Genomic DNA, 19547 nt, shown 5'->3' on the forward strand with positions numbered 1-19547 from the left:
CTGGCCGGGGCCGCTCCATTTTGTGTAAGCGTTTCGAAGATACACGACGGCCCCGGCCTGCCGCCGGGGCGACGTCAAGCCCTTATACCGCGCCGTGGCAGTGCTTGTACTTCAGCCCCGAACCGCACGGGCACGGCGCGTTGCGGCTGACGTTGCCGGCCCACTGCGCCGGGTCCTGGCCAATCTCATGCCCGTCCGGACGCGGGATCGACAAGGTCGGGATCGCGCTCGTCACCATGCCCGCGCCGTCGAAATCATAGGTGTCGTCCTCGCCCGTGAACGGATCGAAGTGCGTCGTGATGAAATCGGGCAGTTCGGGCAGTTCGGGCGGCGCCTGGAACTGGAACTCGGCATAAGCGATCGTGCGGGTCACTTCCTCGCGAATCATGTCGAGCATGCGCTGGAAGAGCTGGAAAGCCTCCTGCTTATATTCGTTGATCGGCGTCTTCTGCGCATAGGCACGAAGGTGGACGACCTGGCGCAGCGCCTCGACCGTGGCGAGATGCTCCTTCCAGTGATGGTCGAGGTTCTGGAGCAGGATCGACTTCTCGATCTGCACCCAAGTCTCGGGCGCGAGCGCTTCGGCCTTGGCGGCGACATGCGCGTCGGCGGCGGCACGGACCCGCTCCTCGACGATCTCGGGATCGATCGCTTCCTCCGCGAGCCACTCATCGACGGGCGGCGCGATGTTGAGCTGCGACTGGAGCTTCTCCTTCATGCCGGCGATATCCCATTGTTCGGGATAGGTGCCGGGCGGGCACGCCTCGCCGACGATCGCGTTGACCGTCTCGTTGCGCATGTCCTCGACGACGTCGCCGACGGTCTCGGCATCCATGATGTCCGAGCGCTGCTCGTAGATCACCTTACGCTGGTCGTTCATCACGTCGTCATATTCGACGACCTGCTTGCGGATGTCGTAGTTGCGCGCCTCCACCTTCTTCTGCGCGGTCTCGATCGCCTTCGACAGCCACTTGGAGCCGATCGCCTCACCATCGCCGATGTTGGAGCGCATCATGCGCGCGAACAAAGTGTCCGGCCCGAAGATACGCAGCAGATCGTCGTCGAGACTGAGATAGAAGCGCGACAGGCCGGGATCACCCTGACGGCCCGAGCGGCCGCGAAGCTGGTTGTCGATACGGCGGCTCTCATGGCGCTCGGTGCCGAGCACGAACAGACCGCCGGCATCGAGCACCGCCTGCTTCTCGGCGGCGATCTCCTGCTTGATGCGCGCCGCCTGCGCCTCATATTCGGGCGTGCCTTCGACGAGATCGGGATGCTCGTCCATCATGCGGAATTCGAGGTTGCCGCCGAGCTGAATGTCGGTGCCGCGACCCGCCATGTTGGTGGCGATCGTCACCGCGCCACGACGACCGGCCTGCGCCACGATATGCGCCTCCATCTCGTGGAAGCGCGCGTTGAGCACCTTGTGCGGCACCTGCTCCTGCACGAGAAATTCGCTCAGCAATTCGGACTTCTCGATCGAGACGGTGCCGACCAGCACGGGCTGGCCTTTTTCGGCGTGGACGCGGATCTTCTTGGCGATCGCCTGGAACTTGTCTTGCGTGTCCTTGTAGAATTCGTCTTCCTCATCGACGCGCTTGACGGGCACGTTGGTCGGAATCGTCACCACGTTCATCTTGTAAATGTCGTAGAATTCGGCCGCCTCGGTTGCCGCCGTGCCGGTCATGCCCGCGAGCTTGGGGTACATGCGGAAATAGTTCTGGAAAGTGATCGAGGCCATCGTCTGGTTCTCGGGCTCGATATCGACACCCTCCTTGGCCTCGACCGCCTGATGCAGCCCATCCGACCAGCGCCGGCCGTCCATCATGCGCCCGGTGAACTCGTCGATGATGACGACCTTGCCGTCCTTGACGATATAATCGGTGTCGGCCTTGAACATCATGTTCGCGCGCAGCGACTGGTTGACGTGGTGGACGACCTGCGTGTTCTCGAAATCGTAGAGGTTGGCGCCTTCGAGCAGCCCGGCCGCCTCGAGCATCCGCTCGACCTTCTCGGTGCCGTCTTCGGTGAGGATGATCGTCTTCTGCTTCTCGTCCTTCTCGTAATCCTCAGCCGTGAGCTGCTTCACGACGAGATCGACGCTGCGGTACAGATCGGTCTTGTCGTCGGTCGGGCCGGAGATGATGAGCGGGGTACGCGCCTCGTCGATCAGCACCGAATCGACCTCATCGACGATCGCCATGTTGAACGGCCGCTGCACCATCGAGCCGCGATCGTATTTCATGTTGTCGCGCAGATAATCGAAGCCGAATTCGTTGTTGGTGCCGTAGGTGATGTCCGACGCGTACGCATCGCGGCGCTGCTGATCGCTCAGGTTGGGGACGATCACGCCCGTCGTCAATCCGAGGAAGCTGTACACCTGCGACATCCAGCCGGCGTCGCGCGCGGCGAGATAGTCGTTGACGGTGATGACATGGACGCCGGTGCCCGGCAGCGCGTTGAGATAGGTCGCGAGCGTCGCCACCAGCGTCTTGCCCTCGCCGGTCCGCATCTCGGCGATTTCGCCACGGTGAAGCACGATGCCGCCTATCATCTGCACATCGTAATGGCGCTGGCCGAGCGTGCGCTTGGCCGCCTCACGCACCGTCGCGAACGCTTCGGGCAGAATGCTGTCGAGGCTCTCGCCATTGCCCAGTCGCTCGCGGAACGCAACGGTCTGCGCGGCGAGTTGATCGTCCGACATGGCCGAGATCGTCGGCTCGAAGCCGTTGATCTTGTTGACGATCGAACCGAGCGATTTGACGTAGCGTTCGTTCGAGGAGCCGAACAGGGTTTTGGCAAGGCCGCCGAGCATGAGGATGTCCTGTATGTTCAAGGGGATCGCGCACGGACCTCGGCCCGGCGGCGGTACTGTTGGGAGAATATGGTGACGCGCCGCGTGCGATGCGAGCGGGCGTTCGGTATCGCTATTCGCGGCGGCGCCCGGCGAAAAGCGGCACGGGCGCGCTCAGCGCGAACGCGCGCGTGACGATGCCGGCCAGCACCGCGCCGATCGCCGGCACGCGCTGCGCCTGCACGATCGCCGCGACCGGACGTGCGGCGACGGACGCGATGACGCCAGCGCGCACGGAGACATGCTCGATCTGAACCTCGATCGCGGGCGCACGCGTGCCGGTGATGGCACCCGTCAGCGCCGACAGCGCGGCACAGAGGAAAAGCACGAACTCCATAGTCGAACGCGGCTGTAATGCGCTTCGTCGCATGCGTCCAGCCGAGTGCGTGTTTATGGATCGATGGTGATGGTGCTGGACTGTTTGTAAACTGCGGTCGAACCAACCTTGCGGCCATCACGAACGTAGCCGCGACCCACTCGTACCCCAGGTTTGAAGGTCAAGCAGGGATCGGGCGCAACGCCAGTCTTTGCGATGGTGCGGCACGAGACGCCCATACCCTCCTCATCCGCGACGATTTGAACCTCGACGGTACTCTGCAAGGGCGCGGTCTTGGCATCGAGAGGCGGTATATCGTCGGGCAGAATCCATTTCACCGGCAGCTTATAGATCGACGTGACCGGCTTGCCGCGGCGATCCGTCGCCGGGTTGAACGCCGCATGTGCGAGCGCGATATCACACGTCGCTTTGTCCAGACTGGTCGTCCCGCTCGAGACATCGATCGTACATCCAGTTGCCTGGCCGGTCAGATCGACGCTGATCGCCGCCACGACGCGACCCTGCCGCAGGCTGCGCAGAGCGTCCAATGGATATTGGTCCGGGCCAAACCACTCGGCGGGATTGCCCAGAATAATTGCGGGCATCTCATGACGCGCAGCCTGCGCGTGCGCCGCGCCCGACGAAACCATAAGCCCCAGCCCCGCCATCAACCAACCGCGCATAGCCCGCCCCATTTTCGCGAAGCGCCGATGCGCGGATCAAACCTGAACGCCCCCGTCAGGCCGCGCGGAGCGACGCCGCGCTATCCTGCTCGCCCGGCTGATCGGCTGTCAAGCTCGCCAGCCGCTTTTCGCTCAGCCATGCCATCACCGGCGCGCACAGGAAGCGGATACCGGAGGCGGCGGCAGCCATCGCCACCAGCAGGCCGACATCGTCGGTGTCACTCTTGCGCAGTGCCAGCGCGGCAACGATCAGGACGATGTGCGCGAGGCCGATCAGCGTCTCGGGCAACGTCTCCTTCAGCGCGCGCAAGCCGGCGGCCTTGCCCTGGAACTTGGGCGTGCGCCGCCAGCCGAGCGGGCGCGGCGACAGGCCGGCGATACCGCCGAGCATCTGGATCCAGGTGAGCGAGTTGCGGGCGATCTCGCCCAGCACCATGTCGCGGATGCTGTGGCAATCGCTCAGCCGGTAGCGGAACCAGGTGCTCGCCAGCGTACCGACCAGCGCCAGCCAGGCGGCGACCCAGAATGGCGTCGGCAGGTTGAGGGTCGGCACCTCGCCGAGCGCGATCAGCGTGACGCTGACGATAGCGCTGCCGAAACCGAACACCGTGCCGAACACGCCGAGCAGCGGCTCGACTCCGCGCTGAAGTTCGAGCAGCTTCGACCACCAGTTGATCTGTGGCGAACCACCCCAACGGATCGGCAGATACAGTCGCCAATGGCGCACGAGTTGCTGCACCGGCCCCGCGATCCAGCGGAAACGCTGCTTCTTGTAATCCTCGAACGTCTCCGGGATCAGCCCGCGCCCGAAGGTTTCGCGCAAGTAGATGCCGTCATAGCCGAGCGCGCGAATTCGCACCGACACTTCCGAATCCTCGGTGAGGCACCATTCCGCCCACAGCCCGGCATCGATCAGCGCCTGCTTGCGGATGATGCACATCGTCCCGATCGTGATCGCCGAATTATACTCGCTGAGCCCGGCCATCTCGATCTTGTTGTTGGGCATATACTCCCAATAACAGGCGGTCAGATAGGCGCTGTCCTCATGCTCGCGATAATCATGCGGGGTCTGGACATAACCGATCTTTGGGTTCTCGAAAAAGGCAGCGAGGCGCGACAGGAAATCGGGGGTCGAGAAATAATCCGCGTCGATCACCGCGATCAGCTCGGCGTCGGGCGACACGAAGCCGCCCTTCATTAGATAGTTGAGCGCGCCCGCCTTGGCGCCGTCGAGCGGCGCGACGTGGAAGAACTGGAAGCGGTTGTCGCTGCGCCCGGCGTTGAGCTTGGCGCAATATTCCTGCACCGGCATCCACAGCGCCGGATCCTTGGTGTTGTTGTCGATGACGAGGATCTCGTAATCGGGATAGTCGAGCGCGGCGAGCGCATCGATCGTCGCGATCACCACCTCGGGCGGCTCGGCATAGCAGGGCAGATGGATCGACACCTTCGGCGCGCGGCGCGGGTGGAGCGGATCGGCCGGTTCGACCGGGCGCTGCCATTCGCGATGCGTCATCAACGCCTGCCGCGACAGCGCGACCGCGAACGAGACGAGCAGCCACACCGCCGAGAACACGCTGGCGATCACCGCGAGCACCATCATCCACGTCGGCATATGGCCTTCGGCGAGCAGCCGCAGCGTCCAGGCGGTGCCGACGATCCAGCCGAGCGGCAGCATCGCTAGCTGTTGCGCGCCCGCCATCGTCAGACGCGGCAGCCCGAAGCGCAGCCCGAGCGTAACGAGCGTCGCGACCCCGGTAACGAGCACCGATCCCGCGATCACGCCGGTGGCGAGGCTGGCGACCACGCCGCATGCCACCATCGACAAGGCGAGTTCGGCGGGTTCACGCTGGAGATCGATCTTGACGACGAAGGGGCGATGGATGGTCATGACCATCAGGATCACCGTACTCACGCTCATCGCCGCAAGAAAGACGAGGCCGGGATCAAGAATCTCGCGTGTGATCGACATTGGCAGGCTGTGCTCCGATTGGCATCAGATGCGGGTCTGCGGTCTATGCCTTGTCAGAACCCCCGTTCACGTCCGATACGATTGATCCCATGTAGTAGTTCCATTGGAACGATATGGAAACGTCTTTGGTCGGCTTCGCCAAACGATCCGTCGCGTGCGGGGTCTTGCCTTGGCCGGCGCGCGATCTAAGGGCGGAGGCATGACTTATGCCCGCTCGCCGCTCGCGCCCGCCGCATTCCCCGCCCTCCCCGACGTCGCCGGTGTCACCGCGCACGTGGCGCGCGCGGGCTATAAGAGCTGGGACCGCTGCGACCTGACCTTCGTCGCGCTCGACCCCGGCACGGTCGTGGCGGGGGTGACGACGCAGAGCCGCTGCCCCTCGCCCGAGGTCGAATGGTGCCGCAAGGCGCTGACGCTGGGCGCGGCGCGCGCGCTGGTCGTCAACGCCGGCAACGCCAATGCCTTCACCGGCAATCGCGGCCGCGCGGCGGTCGAGGCGATCGCCGCGCGCGCGGCGGGGCGGCTCGGCTGTCTGCCCTCCGACGTCTTCGTGGCATCGACCGGGGTGATCGGCGTGCCGCTGCCGACCGACAAGGCCGAGGCCGGGATCGACGCCGCATTGGCCGCGCCCGCCTGCACCTGGGAAGACGCGGCGGCGGCGATCAGCACCACCGACACCTTCACCAAGGGCGCGGTGACGACCGCGATCGTCGATAACCGCACGGTGACATTGGTCGGGATCATCAAGGGATCGGGGATGATCGCGCCGGACATGGCGACGATGCTCGGCTTCATCTTCACCGATGCGGCGGTCGAACCGGGGTTCCTTCAGGCGGCGCTCGCCGAGGCGAATCGGACCAGCTTCTCGTGCATCACCGTCGATAGCGACACCTCGACCAGCGACACCGTGCTGGCGTTCGCGACCGGCCAGGCGGGCAATGCGCCGCTCACCGCCTCCGAGGATGATGGCGCGGACGCGTTCCGCGCCGCGCTCTCGGACCTGTGCCTGCAGCTCGCGCATCTGGTGGTGCGCGATGGCGAGGGCGCCACCAAGTTCATCGAGATCGCCGTGACCGGCGCCGAGAGCGACCGCAGCGCGCACCGTGTCGCTCTATCGATCGCCAATTCGCCGCTGGTGAAGACCGCGATCGCGGGCGAGGACGCCAATTGGGGTCGCGTGGTAATGGCGGTGGGCAAGGCCGGCGAACCGGCCGAGCGCGACCTGCTCTCGATCCGCTTCGGCGACACTCAGGTCGCGACCGGCGGCCTGGCGGTTGAGGGCTATGACGAGGCCCCGGTGGCGGCGCATCTCAAAGGCAGCGAGATCGAGATCGGGGTCGACCTCGGTCTCGGCGAGGGTCGTGCGACGGTATGGACGTGCGACCTGACGCATGGCTACATCTCGATCAACGCCGATTACCGGAGCTGACCCGTGCTGACGCTCTGGGGCCGGCTCAACTCGCACAATGTCAAAAAGGTCGCCTGGCTCGCCGAGGAGATCGGGCTGCCGTACGTTCGGCATGATGTGGGCGGCGCGTTCGGCATGTCGGCTGAATATCTGGCGCTCAACCCCAATGCGCTCATCCCGACGGTCGAAGACGACGGGGTGGTGCTGTGGGAATCGAACACGATTCTGCGCTATCTCGCCGCCAAATACGCGCCGTCGCTATGGCCCGCCGATCCGGCGTTGCGGGCGGTCGGGGATCGCTGGATGGACTGGCAATTCGGCTATGCCGATGCGCAGCGGGGCGCGTTCGTCCATCTCGTCCGGCGATCGTCCGAGTCGCGCGACGCGACGGTGATCGCGCGCTCGGCCGAGGCCTGCGCGGCGCAGATGGCGGTTCTGGAGCGGTATCTCGGGGAGACGCCGTGGCTGTCCGGCACGGCGTTCGGGATCGGCGACATTCCGATGGGGGTGTATGCGCACACCTGGTTCACACTCGACATCGGGCGGCCGGAGTTGCCGTATGTGCGGGCCTGGTATGAGAAGCTTGTGACGCGCCCGGGGTTTGCCAGTCAGGTGATGATCCCGCTGACATAAGGGTAGCCACGACAAACCCCGTTCGTGCGGAGCGTGTCGAAGCGCGTGGCCCGGGGCGAGGTGCTTTGGGCATGCACTTCGACAAGCTTAGTGCGAACGGGTTTGTTTGTTAGCGGTCGCCGGAGCACAAAGGCACCAGCCCAAACCGTTCGTGTCGAGCGAAATCGAGACACCTGCGGTCCGGGCCTGTCCCTCGACGACGATCGGGACGAACGGTGCAGGATGGCTTAGTTCAGCCGTCCAAGCCCAGCGATGGTGCGATCCACCAGCGCCCGGTCGGCATCGGCGCCATGCTGCTCCGCGAGGATGGTCGCGGCGGCGCGCGTCGCCGCATCGGCGGCGATCGCGCGGACTTCGGCGATGGCGGTGCGTTCCGCGGCGGCGATCTTGTCTTCGGCCATCTGCTGTCGGCGCTTGACGAGATCCGCGGCGTCGGCTTCCCCCTTGGCGAGCATCGCCTTGGCTTCGGCCTCCGCATGCGCGACGATCGCGGCGGCATCGCCCGCGCTCGCGGCGTTGCGCGCCTTGGCCTGCGCGAGCGCTGCCTCGGCTTCCGCGCGCAGCTTCGAGGCTTCCTCAAGCTGCGTCTTGATCGTCGCGATGCGCGCGTCGAGCATACCCGCGATCATCTTCGGCACCTTGGCGGCGATGATGATGCCGATCACGACGAGCATCGACAAAGCGACGAACATCGGGGGGGTGATGCCCATGAACGCGAGCTCATGGTGGAGTTCAACGGTGCCGGTGCGAGCCGTCATGGTGGGGTGCCCTTCAGCCATGCGCCAGTTCCGCCTTCACCTGCTGTTCGATCCGCGCGCGATCGACGGTGACGCCGGACAGTTTGGCGAGGATCGATTCAACCGCTTCAACCGTCGCGGTTTCAATCTCGGACACGGCGGTCTGCTTGGCCGAGGCAACCGCTTGGGTCGCCTCCGCCAGCCGTGTCGCCGCCGCCGCGTCGCCCGCCTTCAGCGCAGTCTCGGCCTGAGCGGTCGCGCTCGCCTTCGCTTCAGCGACCGCCTTGGACGCTTGCGCACGGGCGGTATCGAGGCCCGCCTGATAGCGTTCCTCGTCGGCGCGCGCGGTGTCCCGCGCGGCCGCCGCCGCGGCGATGTCCCCCGAGATGCGCGCGTCACGATCGTCGATCGTGCGCTCGATCTTGGGGACCATCGCCTTGCCGATCCCGAAATAGATCAGCGCGAATACGATCGCGAGCCAGAAAAGCTGCGAGGCGTAGATCTCGCTGATCTGGGATAGCTGCGGCATCTCGGTGTCTCTTCGCTTACTTGACGACGAAGAGGATGAGGATCGCGACGACGAACGCGATCAGGCCGAGCAGTTCCGACGCGGCGAAGCCGATGAACAGACGGCCCTGCTGGCCATCAGCCGCGCCCGGATTGCGCAGCGCGCCTTCGAGGAACGAGCCGAACACGTTGCCCACGCCAAGCGCGGCGAGGCCGACGCCGATCGCTGCGAGGCCGGCACCGATGTACATTGCGCCAAGATCAGTCATGGTAAACTCCCTGAGAAATACGATAGGTCAATGATACGGACTTAGTGCAGATGCACCGCGTCGTGAAGGTAAAGCGAGGTCAGCAGCGCGAACACATAAGCCTGGATCGCGCAGACCAGCAATTCGAGCGCGCTGACGCCAACGATCATGATGAAGCTGAGGATCGCGACGACCGGGCCGAGCGCGCCGCCGGCGTTGAGGCCCTGCACCACGAAGCTGCCGAACACCTCGAGCAGGATGTGCCCCGCCGTCATCGCCACGAACAGTCGCAGGCCGAGGCTGAACGGGCGCACCATGAACGAGACGAACTCGACCGGGATGATGACCGGCATGAGCCACGCCGGCGCACCGTGCGGCACGAACAGCGAGAAGAACTTGAGGCCGTGCTTGGCGAAGCCGACGACCAGCACGATCGCGAACGAGAAGAACGCGAGCACGGCCGTCACCGTGATGTGGCTGGTCACCGCGAAGGTGTGCAGCCCCGGCACGATCGCGAGCGGCAGCACGCCGACCAGGTTCGAAATCAGGATGAAGAAGAACAGCGAGAAGATGTAGGGCGCGAACTTCTTGCCGCCCTTGCCGATGCTGGTGCCGACCATATTGTCGATGAAGCCGACCATCATCTCGACCAGCGCCTGCCAGCGGCCCGGCACCAACTGGCGCTTGAGCCCGCCGCTCACCAGTACGGCGAGCAGGCCGCCCACGATGACCATGAACAGCGCCGAATTGGTGAAGGAGATGTCGAAGGCGCCAAGATGGATCGGTCGCGTCAAAGGCGCGACGTGGAACTGCTCCATCGGGTCGATTCTGCCGGCGCTCATTCGGCGCGCTCCTTCGAAATACGGTAGATGTTGCGGAAAGCGGCGATGATGCTGAGCGTGAGGAGGATCAGCAACGCCCAGGGGCTGGTGCCGAACCAGTGATCGATCGCCCAGCCGAGGATACCGCCGCCGAGCGGCGCGCCGATGAGTTCCATCAGCACGCGCGACCCTTGAGCATACCCCTTCGGCTGCGGCTTGACCGGCTTCGCCACACGCATCTCGTCCGCCGCCTTCGCCTGCGCGATACGGTGATCTAGATCGTCATTGTGACGAAGGTCGGCCAACACCCCAGCATCCTGATAAGAAAACGCCGCCGCGCGGTGCGCGACGACGAAAACATGGGGCATCACCCCCGTTGCCGGTGCGTTTAGAAAAGGGGTGCAGCCAAGTCAACCGCAACGGCAGCCACGGCAAAGCAAGGATTTCCGCTGTGTCACCCGACATTTACCGTGGCGGCATCGCCGGTTTATCTATGATAGCGCTCGCATACGGCCGCGTTTGTCCGCGCGCCGAGGCGAGCGGACCGATATTCCTCAAACGCAGCGCGAATCACGCTCGGGCGGGGCGGCGGTGCGAGTCGCCCAGATGCCCGCGGGCGTCTTATACTTCTCGCCCGGCACCGTCGCCGCGATCAGTCGGCAGCCGGAGGTGAAGGCCATCTGCTCGACGGTCGCGCCAGCGGCGGCGGTCTGGGTGTATTTCGCCTTGCGCTGGATGTTGATGTTGTTGACCAGCGCGCGCAGCTCGGGGCTCGCCGCCCCGACCACACCGAGATAGCCATCAGGCTGCTCGCCGATCTGGCCAGCCGAACGCGCCGCCTGATAGGCGGGGTCGCGCTGCGCTAGGGCGGGCGCCACCGTGACGACTTGGGCCGCGGCGAGCGCGGCGGCGATGACGACGATGCTACGAACGGTTTTCATCAGAAAATCCCCGGGTTCGACTGGATCAACGACTTCGCCTCGCCATCGAGGCGATAGACGACCTCCTGAGTCACGCTGATGTTGAGATTGATGACGATCGGCTTGTCGGGCGCGGTGACGTTGACGCACCCCCCGGCCAGCATCGGCGTCAGCGCGCCGGCGATCATCGTCATTTTCTTCATCCTGTGGCTCGTCGGTCTCCGCATCGGCTTCGTCAATCCTGTTTCGGTCATGGCACGGTCTCGCTTGCGGGAGGCTGAACGGGGATTCGCGCGGCGTCCTTGCGCTGCTGCTGCTCCATCAGCGCGGGCAGGTTGCGTTCGATCAGCCGCTCGGGATCGTAAAAGGACTGCGCCGAATCGATGAGTTGGCGGAAGGGCGCGCGGATCGTCAGGTTGAAGACGAGCGGCAGCTTCTGGAGCCGGTCGAACAGGAAGTTGCGTTTGGCCCCCTTGCCCTGCGCAACGCCGGCGAACTTGACCTCGGTGATCATCTCGCCGGCGAGCGGGCCGTTCATCACCACGCCGAGGCTGCCATAGCGAAGCGACTTGAGCGCCTGGAACGCGAAATTGCCCCAGGCGCCGAGATCCTTCTGGCTCACCTCGCCGACATAGGCGATCGTGCCGCCGTCGTCCTGCACGGTCAGCCGGCCATTTTCGATCCGCCCGCCGCTCTCGTCGAAGATCATCGGCAACACGCCGTCGAAGCTGCCGGTCGCATCGAGATTCTTGAAGTCGAACTGCTGCAGGAATTGCGCGGCGTCGAGCGAGTTGACCCGGAAGGTCATGTGCCGCTCGACCGGCTGCGAAAAGTCGAGCAACGTCGGCTCCAGCACCAGCGCGCCGCCCGCGAACGGCCAACGCCCGTCCTCGACCATCACCCGCGCGCCGGCGAGCGTCTGCAACCGGATCGTGCCGTCGTTGACCGGCACGCCGGGATTGATCGTCTTGACGGTGATGGTCTGCGCGGGCGCGCTTTCAAGCGCAAGGAGATCGGTGAAGCGGATCGTGCCCGCGATGCCCGTGACGGGGCCGAACGCGGCCGCGAGATCGGTGCGCTCCGTGCGGAACACGCCGCTACTGGTGATGCCCGCCTTGTCCCAGCGGATATGCCCCTCGCCTTTCACCGTGCCCGCGACATCGGCGATCACGCCGAAGGTGAGCGGGGTCAGCGCGTCCGGCTGGAACGTCTTGTCGAAGGTGATCCCCGGTACGCCGAGATCGGCATGACCCGATGCATCGCCGAGATCGTGGACGATACTCACGTCGGCGACTTTGACCTGCTTGGTCGGCTCGACCAACGTGCCGGTGGTGATGATCCTGCCGTCGGCGAGCGTAAGCGTGACCGCTTTGGCGACGAGCGGCTTGAAACGCGGCGTCGCGTTGCTGTCGGCGACGCTTAAAGCCCCGTCGAGCGCGAGTTTTCCGGCGGCGAAGCGCCAGCGTCCGGCGGCACCCGAAAGCGCGAGCGGCACATTGGCGATCCGGCCACCGCCGCCGGTGAAGCCGCCGCCAAGAGCGTTTCCGACCATGCGACCGTCGAGCGCGGCAAAATCGAGCCGGGTCTGGCGATCGGCCGGTCCGACCCTCGCCGAGACACCCGCGAGCGCGAAGCCGGTCGTACCCAGCCGTACGCTGCCGCCGCGCGCCGACAGCGCGAGCGGCGCACCGCCGATGCTGCCACGGAGATCGGTCGCGGGCAGGCGCGCGCCGCCGCCGAGCCGCCCGTCAGCGAGCGTCACCAAGCCCGCGCCGACAGGGCACAGGGTGAGCTTCGCGGGATCAAGCGCGAGGCTCGACACGGTAACCCGCGCGACCGCGAGCGGCGTGCAGGAGGGATTGACGATCACGCGGTCGCGACCGTTCCAGTAGAGCGACAGCGGCGCCGTCAGCCGCTCGACGCGCCCGCCGGAGAGCGGCCCCGACAGCGCGACACGGGTCTCGACATGCGTGTTGCCGCCGGGCGTGGCGGAAAAGCGCACCGGCGTCAGGGCGAGTGTCGCGCCGCCGGTGGTGTACGGCGCGACCGTCGCCATGCCGACGATCGCGGCGCCGGGCCGGCCCTGCGCGAGCGTGAGGCGGGTAGCCGGGAAGCCGCCGCCGTCGAGCGCCGCCTCGGTGTCGATCCGCGCGCCCCCGCCCGGCCAGCCATATGCGACACCCTTGCCACCCGAGAGCGCCAGCCGCGCACCCGATGCGCTGTGGGCGTCCAGCCGCGTCAGCGTCACACGCCCGCGCGCACCGTCGAGCGTGGCGGCGACATCCGCATCGAAGTCGGCGGAACGCAGCGCGGCTTCGCTCGCGCGGGCCAGGCCGTCTAGGATCGGCGCGACTGGGGTGCTGGCGTCGCGGCTGCGATAGCTGGCGACGCGACGGCGCAAGGCGGCGTCGGCGGTGATGCCGGTGCCGCGTAAGGTGCCCGAAGCCTGGCTCCGCCCGCCAGCGACCGCGAAACGCCCCGCGAACGCCAGGCCGCGCCCCGTCGCGCCGGGCAGGGTGGCCGCGCCGGTCCGCAGATCGGCCGTGCCACTCGTGCCGCGCGGCGTGCCGGTGAAGCCGATCATGCCGCCGATCGCCTCCGCGCGCGCGCCCGCGCTGGTCGCGGAGTCCAGCGCGAGCCGGACCTCGCCGTTCCAGCGTTCCAGATGCGCGCCCAGCGTCACGTTGATCGTCGCTGCCGGGAAGCGCGCGGTGACGCCGCTGCACGTGCCTTGGGCGGCGCGCACCGGCCCCGCGATCGTCGGTCGTCCCGCGATGGTCGTCAGCGTGAGCGACAGCGCCGGGTCGCTGAGCGTACAGCCGCCGCTCGCAAGCTGTTCGCTCACCGCCGTCACCCGCCCGGAAAAACCATCGTCGAGGCGCCCGCGCCCGGAGAATTTCGCGCCGACCACGCCGTAGGGTGTCTCGAGCCGCATTCTCACGTCGTCGGCATCGAGCCGGATCGCCGGCAGCGCGAACGGCGCAGCACCGCCGGACGGCGGCATCAGCCGGTCGAGCGTGCCGAGCGACAGCTTTCCATCCGCCAGCCGCGCCGCCACGCGGACATGCCCGGCGCGCAGCCCCGTCACTCGCGCCCCGCCGGTGCCGAGCACCGTATCGAGTTCGATCCAGTCCGCGACGAGATCGGGATGCGCGGGATCGCCCAGCACGACATGGGTCAGCCGCTGTCGGTTCAGGCCCAGGTCGGCGATACGGTATCGCGCCGGCACGCCATGCGCCGCGAGGAAGCGGTCGACATAACCGCGCGCGATCTGCTTGCGCTGGGTCCACGCCGTCACCAGCGCGACCAGCAGCATGATCGCCAAGACCAGCAGGATGCGCCGCAGCCGCGTGAAGCCGATACGCGGCGGCGCCGGCTCGGCCAACGGCTGTTCGGTCGGTTCTGCCGTCACGCCATCGCCTGCACGCCCGCTCATGCTTCTCCTTTAGTCGGATCTCCGGCGATTGCACGCGACCGCAACGCGGATTAATCGCAGGAACAGCGATGACAGTTCCCGAATCCGACCACGCGGGCCATCGCGCCCGGCTGCGCAAGCGGCTCATCGAGCGCGGCGGTGAAGGGCTGCTCGATCACGAACTGATCGAATATCTGCTCGCGCTCGCGATCCCGCGTCGCGACACCAAGCCGCTCGCCAAGGCGCTGCTCGCCGAGTTCGGCGGAATCGGTGGACTGCTCACCGCCGATCCCGAAGCGCTGGCGCGCATGCCGGGCATGGGCGAGACCTCCGTCGCGGCGATCAAGATCGCGCACGCGGCTGCGATCCGGTTGGTCAAGGCCGAGGTGGCGGCGCGGCCCGTGCTCGCCAACTGGCAGGCGCTGCTCGATTATCTGCGCGCCGACATGGCGCATCACCGGATCGAGCGGGTGCGCGTGCTTCACCTCAACGCGCGCAACATGCTGATCCGCGATGAGGTGATGAACGAAGGCTCGGTCGACGAGGCGCCGGTCTATGCCCGCGAAGTGATCCGCCGCGCGATAGATCTCGGCTCGGCGGCGATCATCCTCGTCCACAACCATCCGAGCGGCGATCCCTCGCCGAGCCGCGCCGATATCGACATCACGCGCAAGGTCGGCGAGGCCGGCAAACGCCTCGGCATCACGCTCCATGACCATATCATCATTGGTAGCGATGGACATTCCAGTTTACGCGCGATGGGACTGATCTGACACCAGGGGGACCGGGATGACTCGCGTTTCGCTTCTGCTCGCCGCACTTGCCCTGCCCGCCACGCCAGCCGCCGCCGCCGAATGCAAGCTCGGCGTCCTCGCCGATCTGCCGGTAACGATGCAGGGAATGCGCGCCAGCGTGCCGGTGAAGATCAACACCATAGAAACCCGGCTATGGCTCGATAGCGGCGCTTTCTTCAGCATCATGCCCAAGGCGAAGGCGATCGAACTGGGGCTGAAGATCGGCGCCGCGCCATTCGGGCTGAGGCTGGTCGGCATCGGCGGCGATTCGTCGACCGATCTGGTCACGGTGAAAACGTTCGGGATCGCCGACAAGTCGCTCACCGACGTGCAGTTCCTCGTCGGCGGCAGCGATGTCGGCAACGGGCTGATCGGGCGCAACCTGCTCGCGATCACCGATACCGAGTTCGATCTCGCCGGCGGCTCGGTCAAGCTGATCCGGCCGCATGATTGCAACACCACCGCCATCGCGTATTGGGCGGCGGGCAAGCCGTTCTTCACCGCCCCGCTCGAGCAGCAGGAGAATCCGCAGAACCGGATGTTCCGCGTGACGGTCCGCATCAACGGCGTGGCGATCGAGGGCGAATATGACAGCGGGGCGCCGAACACCTTGCTGAGCCGCCGCGCCGCCGAAAGGGCCGGGATCGCGCTGAATGGGCCGAACGTCACGCCGATCCGCGGCATCGGTGGCTTCGGCCGGCGCTCCACACCCGGCTGGGCCGTACCGGTCGAGAGCGTGGCGATCGGCGACGAAACCATATTGAAGACACGCCTGGACGTGATCGACGGGCCGATCACCGCCAGCAGCAATGCCCCGGACATGCTGATCGGCGCGGACTATATGCTCGCGCACCACATCTACGTCGCGCGCGGCCAACGCCGGATTTACTTTACCTATAGCGGCGGCAAGCCCTTCCGCAGCATGGGCTCTACGCCGGTTCCGACCGCCTCCGCAGGCGCGCCATTGCCTGCCGATATCCATCGCGTCGCGCCGGTGACGGACAGCGCCGCGCCCAAGACCGCGGACGAGTTCGCCCGACGTGCCAGTGCGCGGATCGCGCAGCACGCGTTCCCCGGCGCGATCGACGATCTGACGCGAGCGATCACCCTCGCCCCCGATCATGCCGAGTATTACCGCGACCGTGCGCTTGCCTATCAGGCCGGCGGGCAGCGCGGCCTCGCGCGGACCGATATCGAGCGCGCGCTACAGCTTGCGCCCAACGACGGCGCGCTGCTCCGCATCCGCGCGATCCTGCGGATGCGCGAGCGCGACAGCGTCGGCGCGCTCGCCGATGCGGATGCGGCCGCGCGCGCCACCCCCGCGACCTCGCTGGAGATGCTGCCGATCGCGAGCTTGCTCGCCCGGCTCGATCAGCCGGACCGGGCGGTCGCGCTGCTTGGCCCGGTTATCGCCAGCCATCAGGAAGATAGCGCGCTCCCGCGTCTGCTCAACGCCCGCTGCTGGATACGCGCGCAGGCGGGGATCGATCTCGATGCCGCGCTTGATGATTGCAGCCGTGCGCTGAAACGTGCCGGGAAGCAGCCGATGTTCCTAGACAGTCGCGGCCTCGTGCAGTTGCGCAAGGGTGATCCGACGGCGGCGATCGCCGATTACGATGCGGCACTCGCGATCAATCCCAAGCTGGCATGGTCGCTCTACGGTCGCGGCCTCGCGAAGATCGCGCTCGGCCAGAAGGATGCGGGTGAGGCCGACAAGGCGGCGGCGGTTGCGCTTTACCCGGACATCGTGGCCGAAGCGAAACGCTTTCACGTCATTCCATGACGTCGCCCCGGCGCAGGCCGGGGCCGCCGCGTGGTGACGGGAGGCCGCCGGACCTGGCGGTCCGGCGGCCTTCGTTAGAACTTTACGACTGGCCCTGCGACAGGAAGCCGGTCAGTTCGGTCTTCGAGACGGTCCTGCTCTTGTCCTTGTCGGCGCTGGCGAAAGCCTGGCCGACCCAGGTCTTGGTGGCCGGAGCGTCAGCCTTGGTGCTGGGATCGCTCGCGGTCTTGAGCGCAACCATCCAGTCGCCGAACTCGGCCTTGCTCAGCACGCCGTTCTTGTCCTTGTCGTAGGTCGCGAATTCACTGTCGACGACTTGCGCCACCTGCGCGCCGCCGGCGGCGGGCTGCTGCGCGGTCTGGCCGGTGGTCTGCGCCGGAGCCTGCGCGGTATCGGTGGGCGCGGCAGGTGCGGCTTGGGCCGGAGCGGCCGCGGACGGGTCGGTTGCAGCCGGCGCGTCAGTCGGCGCGGGAGCGGCCTGAGTCATCGGCGAGGCTTGCGGCGCCGCCTGCGGGGACTGTGCAAGTGCGGGAGCAGCAAAACTCATCGCCGCACACAGAAGAATTGCCTTTTTCATATAACTCTCCATTGTAGTTACTGAACCTGTCATGCTCATCGCGGCAATCATGACTGCGAGAACATTCGAGATAAGAACCCCTCATCCAACAAGATGGTTCACCGTAACGACATTTGAAGGTTCGGCTCGTCCCTGCTAACGCGCGGGTCATCGCGAGTCCGTTTCGATTCTGCGGTGATCCGAGCCTGCCCCGCGCAAAGGAATCCCGATGGTCCCCCGTTATTCCCGCCCCGACATGACCGCGATCTGGACCCCGGAGGCGCGGTTTCGCATCTGGTTCGAGATCGAGGCACACGCCACCGAAGCGCTCGCCGAACTCGGCGTCGTGCCGAAATCCGCGGCCAAGGCGCTGTGGGACTGGTGGGCGACCAACCCGACGATCGACGTCGCCGCGATCGACGCGATCGAGGCGGTCACCAAGCATGACGTGATCGCGTTCCTGACGTGGGTGGCGGAGCAGGTCGGCGACGAAGCGCGCTTCATGCACCAGGGCATGACCTCGTCCGACGTGCTCGACACCTGCCTGTCGGTGCAGCTCGCCCGCGCGAGCGACATCCTGCTCGCCGACCTAGACGCGCTGCTCGCCGCGATTCGGACGCGCGCCTATGAGCACAAGATGACGCCGACGATCGGCCGCAGCCACGGCATCCACGCCGAGCCGGTCACGTTCGGGCTCAAGATGGCCGAAGCCTATGCCGAGTTCAGCCGCTGCAAGGCGCGGCTGGAGGCGGCGCGCGCGGACATCGCCACCTGCGCGATCTCGGGCGCGGTCGGCACCTTCGCCAATATCGACCCCGCCGTCGAAGCGCATGTCGCGGCCAAGCTCGGGCTGGCGGTCGAGCCGGTCTCTACCCAGGTGATCCCGCGTGACCGCCACGCGATGTATTTCGCGACGCTCGGGGTGATCGCCTCGTCGATCGAGCGGCTCGCGGTCGAGGTACGCCATCTCCAACGCACCGAAGTGCTCGAGGCCGAGGAATATTTCTCGCCCGGCCAGAAGGGGTCGTCGGCGATGCCGCACAAGCGCAATCCGGTGCTGACCGAGAACCTCACCGGACTCGCGCGCATGGTGCGTAGCGCCGTCGTGCCCGCGCTGGAGAATGTCGCCTTGTGGCACGAGCGCGACATCAGCCACTCCTCGGTCGAGCGCTACATCGCCCCCGACGCGACGATCACGCTCGACTTCGCGCTCGCGCGGCTGACCGGCGTGATCGAGAAGCTGCTGGTCTATCCGGCACGGATGCAGAAGAATTTGGACAAGATGGGCGGCCTCGTCCACTCGCAGCGCGTGCTGCTCGCGCTAACCCAGGCCGGCGTGAGCCGCGAGGATGCGTATCGCCTCGTCCAGCGCAACGCGATGAAAGTGTGGGAGTCGGACGGCGAGTTGTCGCTGCTCGAGTTGCTCAAGGCGGATGCCGACGTGACGGCGGCGCTATCGATCGCGGAGATCGAGGACAAGTTCGACCTCGGCTACCACCTCAAGCACGTCGATACGATCTTCACGCGGGTGTTCGGGGCGTAAGACGTCGATCAGCCCACCTCCAATCGTCATGCCAGCGCAAGCTGGCATCTCCCCGCGAGATGGCGCGTCCTATCGACGAGAGACCCCAGCGTCCGCTGGGGTGACGACTGGGCGTTTGAAGCAACCGACTTTCGCGCCAATAAACCACTCGTCGCGCATCATGCACGGTTCAACGTGCAAATGCTGCACGTGCGAATGTGTGTAATAAAATTGCGCGAAGAAGCAACAATCTCCAAATAGGCGCCGAGCCGGAATTGACCGGCTGGAGACCCTACCATGCGCATCCTTCAGAACCTCGTCGGCAGCATCTTCGCTGTTGCGGGTGTCGCGCTGGTGGTCGAGGTTCTCGTCCTCTGA

18 protein-coding genes are annotated in these 19547 nt (G+C 66.3%); 5 read left to right on the forward strand and 13 right to left on the reverse strand.

The features are described 5' to 3' along the window. Positions 1-82: 82 nt before the first annotated feature. The 4 genes from secA to BLS81_RS02020 all read right to left on the reverse strand — a co-directional run bounded on the left by secA (position 83) and on the right by BLS81_RS02020 (position 5825). The gene (secA, locus tag BLS81_RS02005) at positions 83-2815 is read right to left on the reverse strand and encodes a preprotein translocase subunit SecA (protein WP_093220055.1); all 2733 of its coding nucleotides are present in this window, start codon (positions 2813-2815) and stop codon (positions 83-85) included. Between the two features lie 112 nt (positions 2816-2927). Beyond that, entirely contained in the window at positions 2928-3191 is a 264-nt protein-coding gene (locus BLS81_RS02010; RefSeq protein WP_093220057.1) for a hypothetical protein, read from the reverse strand. 53 nt (positions 3192-3244) lie between these two features. After that, positions 3245-3853: an energy transducer TonB gene (locus tag BLS81_RS02015; protein ID WP_176786979.1), complete on the reverse strand. Its 609-nt coding sequence runs from the start codon at positions 3851-3853 to the stop codon at positions 3245-3247. 55 nt (positions 3854-3908) lie between these two features. Beyond that, the gene (locus tag BLS81_RS02020; RefSeq protein WP_093220063.1) at positions 3909-5825 is read right to left on the reverse strand and encodes a glycosyltransferase; all 1917 of its coding nucleotides are present in this window, start codon (positions 5823-5825) and stop codon (positions 3909-3911) included. Between the two features lie 199 nt (positions 5826-6024). Here BLS81_RS02020 and argJ point away from each other — a divergent pair, with 199 nt between their 5' ends. Together argJ and BLS81_RS02030 are read left to right on the forward strand one after the other, a co-directional pair. After that, entirely contained in the window at positions 6025-7254 is a 1230-nt protein-coding gene (argJ, locus tag BLS81_RS02025; protein WP_093220065.1) for a bifunctional glutamate N-acetyltransferase/amino-acid acetyltransferase ArgJ, read from the forward strand. A 3-nt stretch (positions 7255-7257) separates the two neighbouring features. Continuing rightward, positions 7258-7866: a glutathione S-transferase family protein gene (locus tag BLS81_RS02030; RefSeq protein WP_093220068.1), complete on the forward strand. Its 609-nt coding sequence runs from the start codon at positions 7258-7260 to the stop codon at positions 7864-7866. Positions 7867-8093: 227 nt separating this feature from the next. Here the strand turns inward: BLS81_RS02030 and BLS81_RS02035 are convergent, their stop codons facing one another. The 8 genes from BLS81_RS02035 to BLS81_RS02070 form a co-directional block, all read right to left on the reverse strand. Continuing rightward, positions 8094-8624, reverse strand: a complete 531-nt coding sequence (locus BLS81_RS02035; protein ID WP_256326024.1) for a F0F1 ATP synthase subunit B family protein — start codon at positions 8622-8624, stop codon at positions 8094-8096. Positions 8625-8637: 13 nt separating this feature from the next. Further along, positions 8638-9132: a F0F1 ATP synthase subunit B family protein gene (locus tag BLS81_RS02040; RefSeq protein WP_093220074.1), complete on the reverse strand. Its 495-nt coding sequence runs from the start codon at positions 9130-9132 to the stop codon at positions 8638-8640. 16 nt (positions 9133-9148) lie between these two features. Continuing rightward, the gene (locus BLS81_RS02045; RefSeq protein WP_010164404.1) at positions 9149-9361 is read right to left on the reverse strand and encodes a F0F1 ATP synthase subunit C; all 213 of its coding nucleotides are present in this window, start codon (positions 9359-9361) and stop codon (positions 9149-9151) included. 59 nt (positions 9362-9420) lie between these two features. Continuing rightward, entirely contained in the window at positions 9421-10200 is a 780-nt protein-coding gene (locus BLS81_RS02050; protein ID WP_093220078.1) for a F0F1 ATP synthase subunit A, read from the reverse strand. Continuing rightward, positions 10197-10484, reverse strand: a complete 288-nt coding sequence (locus BLS81_RS02055) for an AtpZ/AtpI family protein (RefSeq protein ID WP_256326025.1) — start codon at positions 10482-10484, stop codon at positions 10197-10199. Before BLS81_RS02055 ends, BLS81_RS02050 begins: the two co-directional genes overlap by 4 nt. 249 nt (positions 10485-10733) lie before the next feature. Next, entirely contained in the window at positions 10734-11120 is a 387-nt protein-coding gene (locus BLS81_RS02060) for a YdbL family probable chaperone protein (RefSeq protein WP_093220083.1), read from the reverse strand. Next, positions 11120-11293, reverse strand: a complete 174-nt coding sequence (locus BLS81_RS02065; protein ID WP_338061587.1) for a YnbE family lipoprotein — start codon at positions 11291-11293, stop codon at positions 11120-11122. Before BLS81_RS02065 ends, BLS81_RS02060 begins: the two co-directional genes overlap by 1 nt. 56 nt (positions 11294-11349) lie before the next feature. Continuing rightward, complete coding sequence (locus BLS81_RS02070; protein WP_256326027.1) at positions 11350-14535, reverse strand: intermembrane phospholipid transport YdbH family protein; 3186 nt, start codon at positions 14533-14535, stop codon at positions 11350-11352. A gap of 68 nt (positions 14536-14603) precedes the next feature. Here BLS81_RS02070 and radC point away from each other — a divergent pair, with 68 nt between their 5' ends. Continuing rightward, on the forward strand, positions 14604-15287 hold the full coding sequence (radC, locus tag BLS81_RS02075; protein ID WP_093220088.1) for a RadC family protein: 684 nt from the start codon (positions 14604-14606) through the stop codon (positions 15285-15287). Positions 15288-15303: 16 nt separating this feature from the next. Further along, positions 15304-17091 (forward strand): aspartyl protease family protein, encoded by a 1788-nt coding sequence (locus BLS81_RS02080; protein ID WP_093220091.1) that lies wholly within the window; start codon positions 15304-15306, stop codon positions 17089-17091. 82 nt (positions 17092-17173) lie between these two features. Here the strand turns inward: BLS81_RS02080 and BLS81_RS02085 are convergent, their stop codons facing one another. Beyond that, positions 17174-17578: an EF-hand domain-containing protein gene (locus BLS81_RS02085; protein ID WP_256326028.1), complete on the reverse strand. Its 405-nt coding sequence runs from the start codon at positions 17576-17578 to the stop codon at positions 17174-17176. A gap of 298 nt (positions 17579-17876) precedes the next feature. On the opposite strand from BLS81_RS02085, the gene purB reads away from it, so the two are divergent. Then, positions 17877-19190 (forward strand): adenylosuccinate lyase, encoded by a 1314-nt coding sequence (gene purB / locus BLS81_RS02090; RefSeq protein ID WP_093220094.1) that lies wholly within the window; start codon positions 17877-17879, stop codon positions 19188-19190. Positions 19191-19547: the final 357 nt, after the last annotated feature.

The sequence above is a fragment of the Sphingomonas sp. NFR15 genome (genome assembly GCF_900103265.1).
GTDB lineage: Bacteria > Pseudomonadota > Alphaproteobacteria > Sphingomonadales > Sphingomonadaceae > Sphingomonas > Sphingomonas pollutisoli.

Bases quoted from the DNA above. Each gene is read 5' to 3' on its own strand.
- secA (WP_093220055.1), bottom strand. From the start codon at position 2,815: ATGCTCGGCGGCCTTGCCAAAACCCTGTTCGGCTCCTCGAACGAACGC.
- BLS81_RS02045 (WP_010164404.1), bottom strand. From the start codon at position 9,361: ATGTACATCGGTGCCGGCCTCGCAGCGATCGGCGTCGGCCTCGCCGCG.
- argJ (WP_093220065.1), top strand. From the start codon at position 6,025: ATGACTTATGCCCGCTCGCCGCTCGCGCCCGCCGCATTCCCCGCCCTC.
- BLS81_RS02060 (WP_093220083.1), bottom strand. From the start codon at position 11,120: ATGAAAACCGTTCGTAGCATCGTCGTCATCGCCGCCGCGCTCGCCGCG.
- BLS81_RS02050 (WP_093220078.1), bottom strand. From the start codon at position 10,200: ATGAGCGCCGGCAGAATCGACCCGATGGAGCAGTTCCACGTCGCGCCT.
- BLS81_RS02015 (WP_176786979.1), bottom strand. From the start codon at position 3,853: ATGCGCGGTTGGTTGATGGCGGGGCTGGGGCTTATGGTTTCGTCGGGC.
- BLS81_RS02085 (WP_256326028.1), bottom strand. From the start codon at position 17,578: ATGACTCAGGCCGCTCCCGCGCCGACTGACGCGCCGGCTGCAACCGAC.
- BLS81_RS02010 (WP_093220057.1), bottom strand. From the start codon at position 3,191: ATGGAGTTCGTGCTTTTCCTCTGTGCCGCGCTGTCGGCGCTGACGGGT.
- BLS81_RS02065 (WP_338061587.1), bottom strand. From the start codon at position 11,293: ATGACGATGATCGCCGGCGCGCTGACGCCGATGCTGGCCGGGGGGTGC.
- radC (WP_093220088.1), top strand. From the start codon at position 14,604: ATGACAGTTCCCGAATCCGACCACGCGGGCCATCGCGCCCGGCTGCGC.
- BLS81_RS02070 (WP_256326027.1), bottom strand. From the start codon at position 14,535: ATGAGCGGGCGTGCAGGCGATGGCGTGACGGCAGAACCGACCGAACAG.
- BLS81_RS02040 (WP_093220074.1), bottom strand. From the start codon at position 9,132: ATGCCGCAGCTATCCCAGATCAGCGAGATCTACGCCTCGCAGCTTTTC.
- BLS81_RS02080 (WP_093220091.1), top strand. From the start codon at position 15,304: ATGACTCGCGTTTCGCTTCTGCTCGCCGCACTTGCCCTGCCCGCCACG.
- purB (WP_093220094.1), top strand. From the start codon at position 17,877: ATGGTCCCCCGTTATTCCCGCCCCGACATGACCGCGATCTGGACCCCG.
- BLS81_RS02035 (WP_256326024.1), bottom strand. From the start codon at position 8,624: ATGACGGCTCGCACCGGCACCGTTGAACTCCACCATGAGCTCGCGTTC.
- BLS81_RS02020 (WP_093220063.1), bottom strand. From the start codon at position 5,825: ATGTCGATCACACGCGAGATTCTTGATCCCGGCCTCGTCTTTCTTGCG.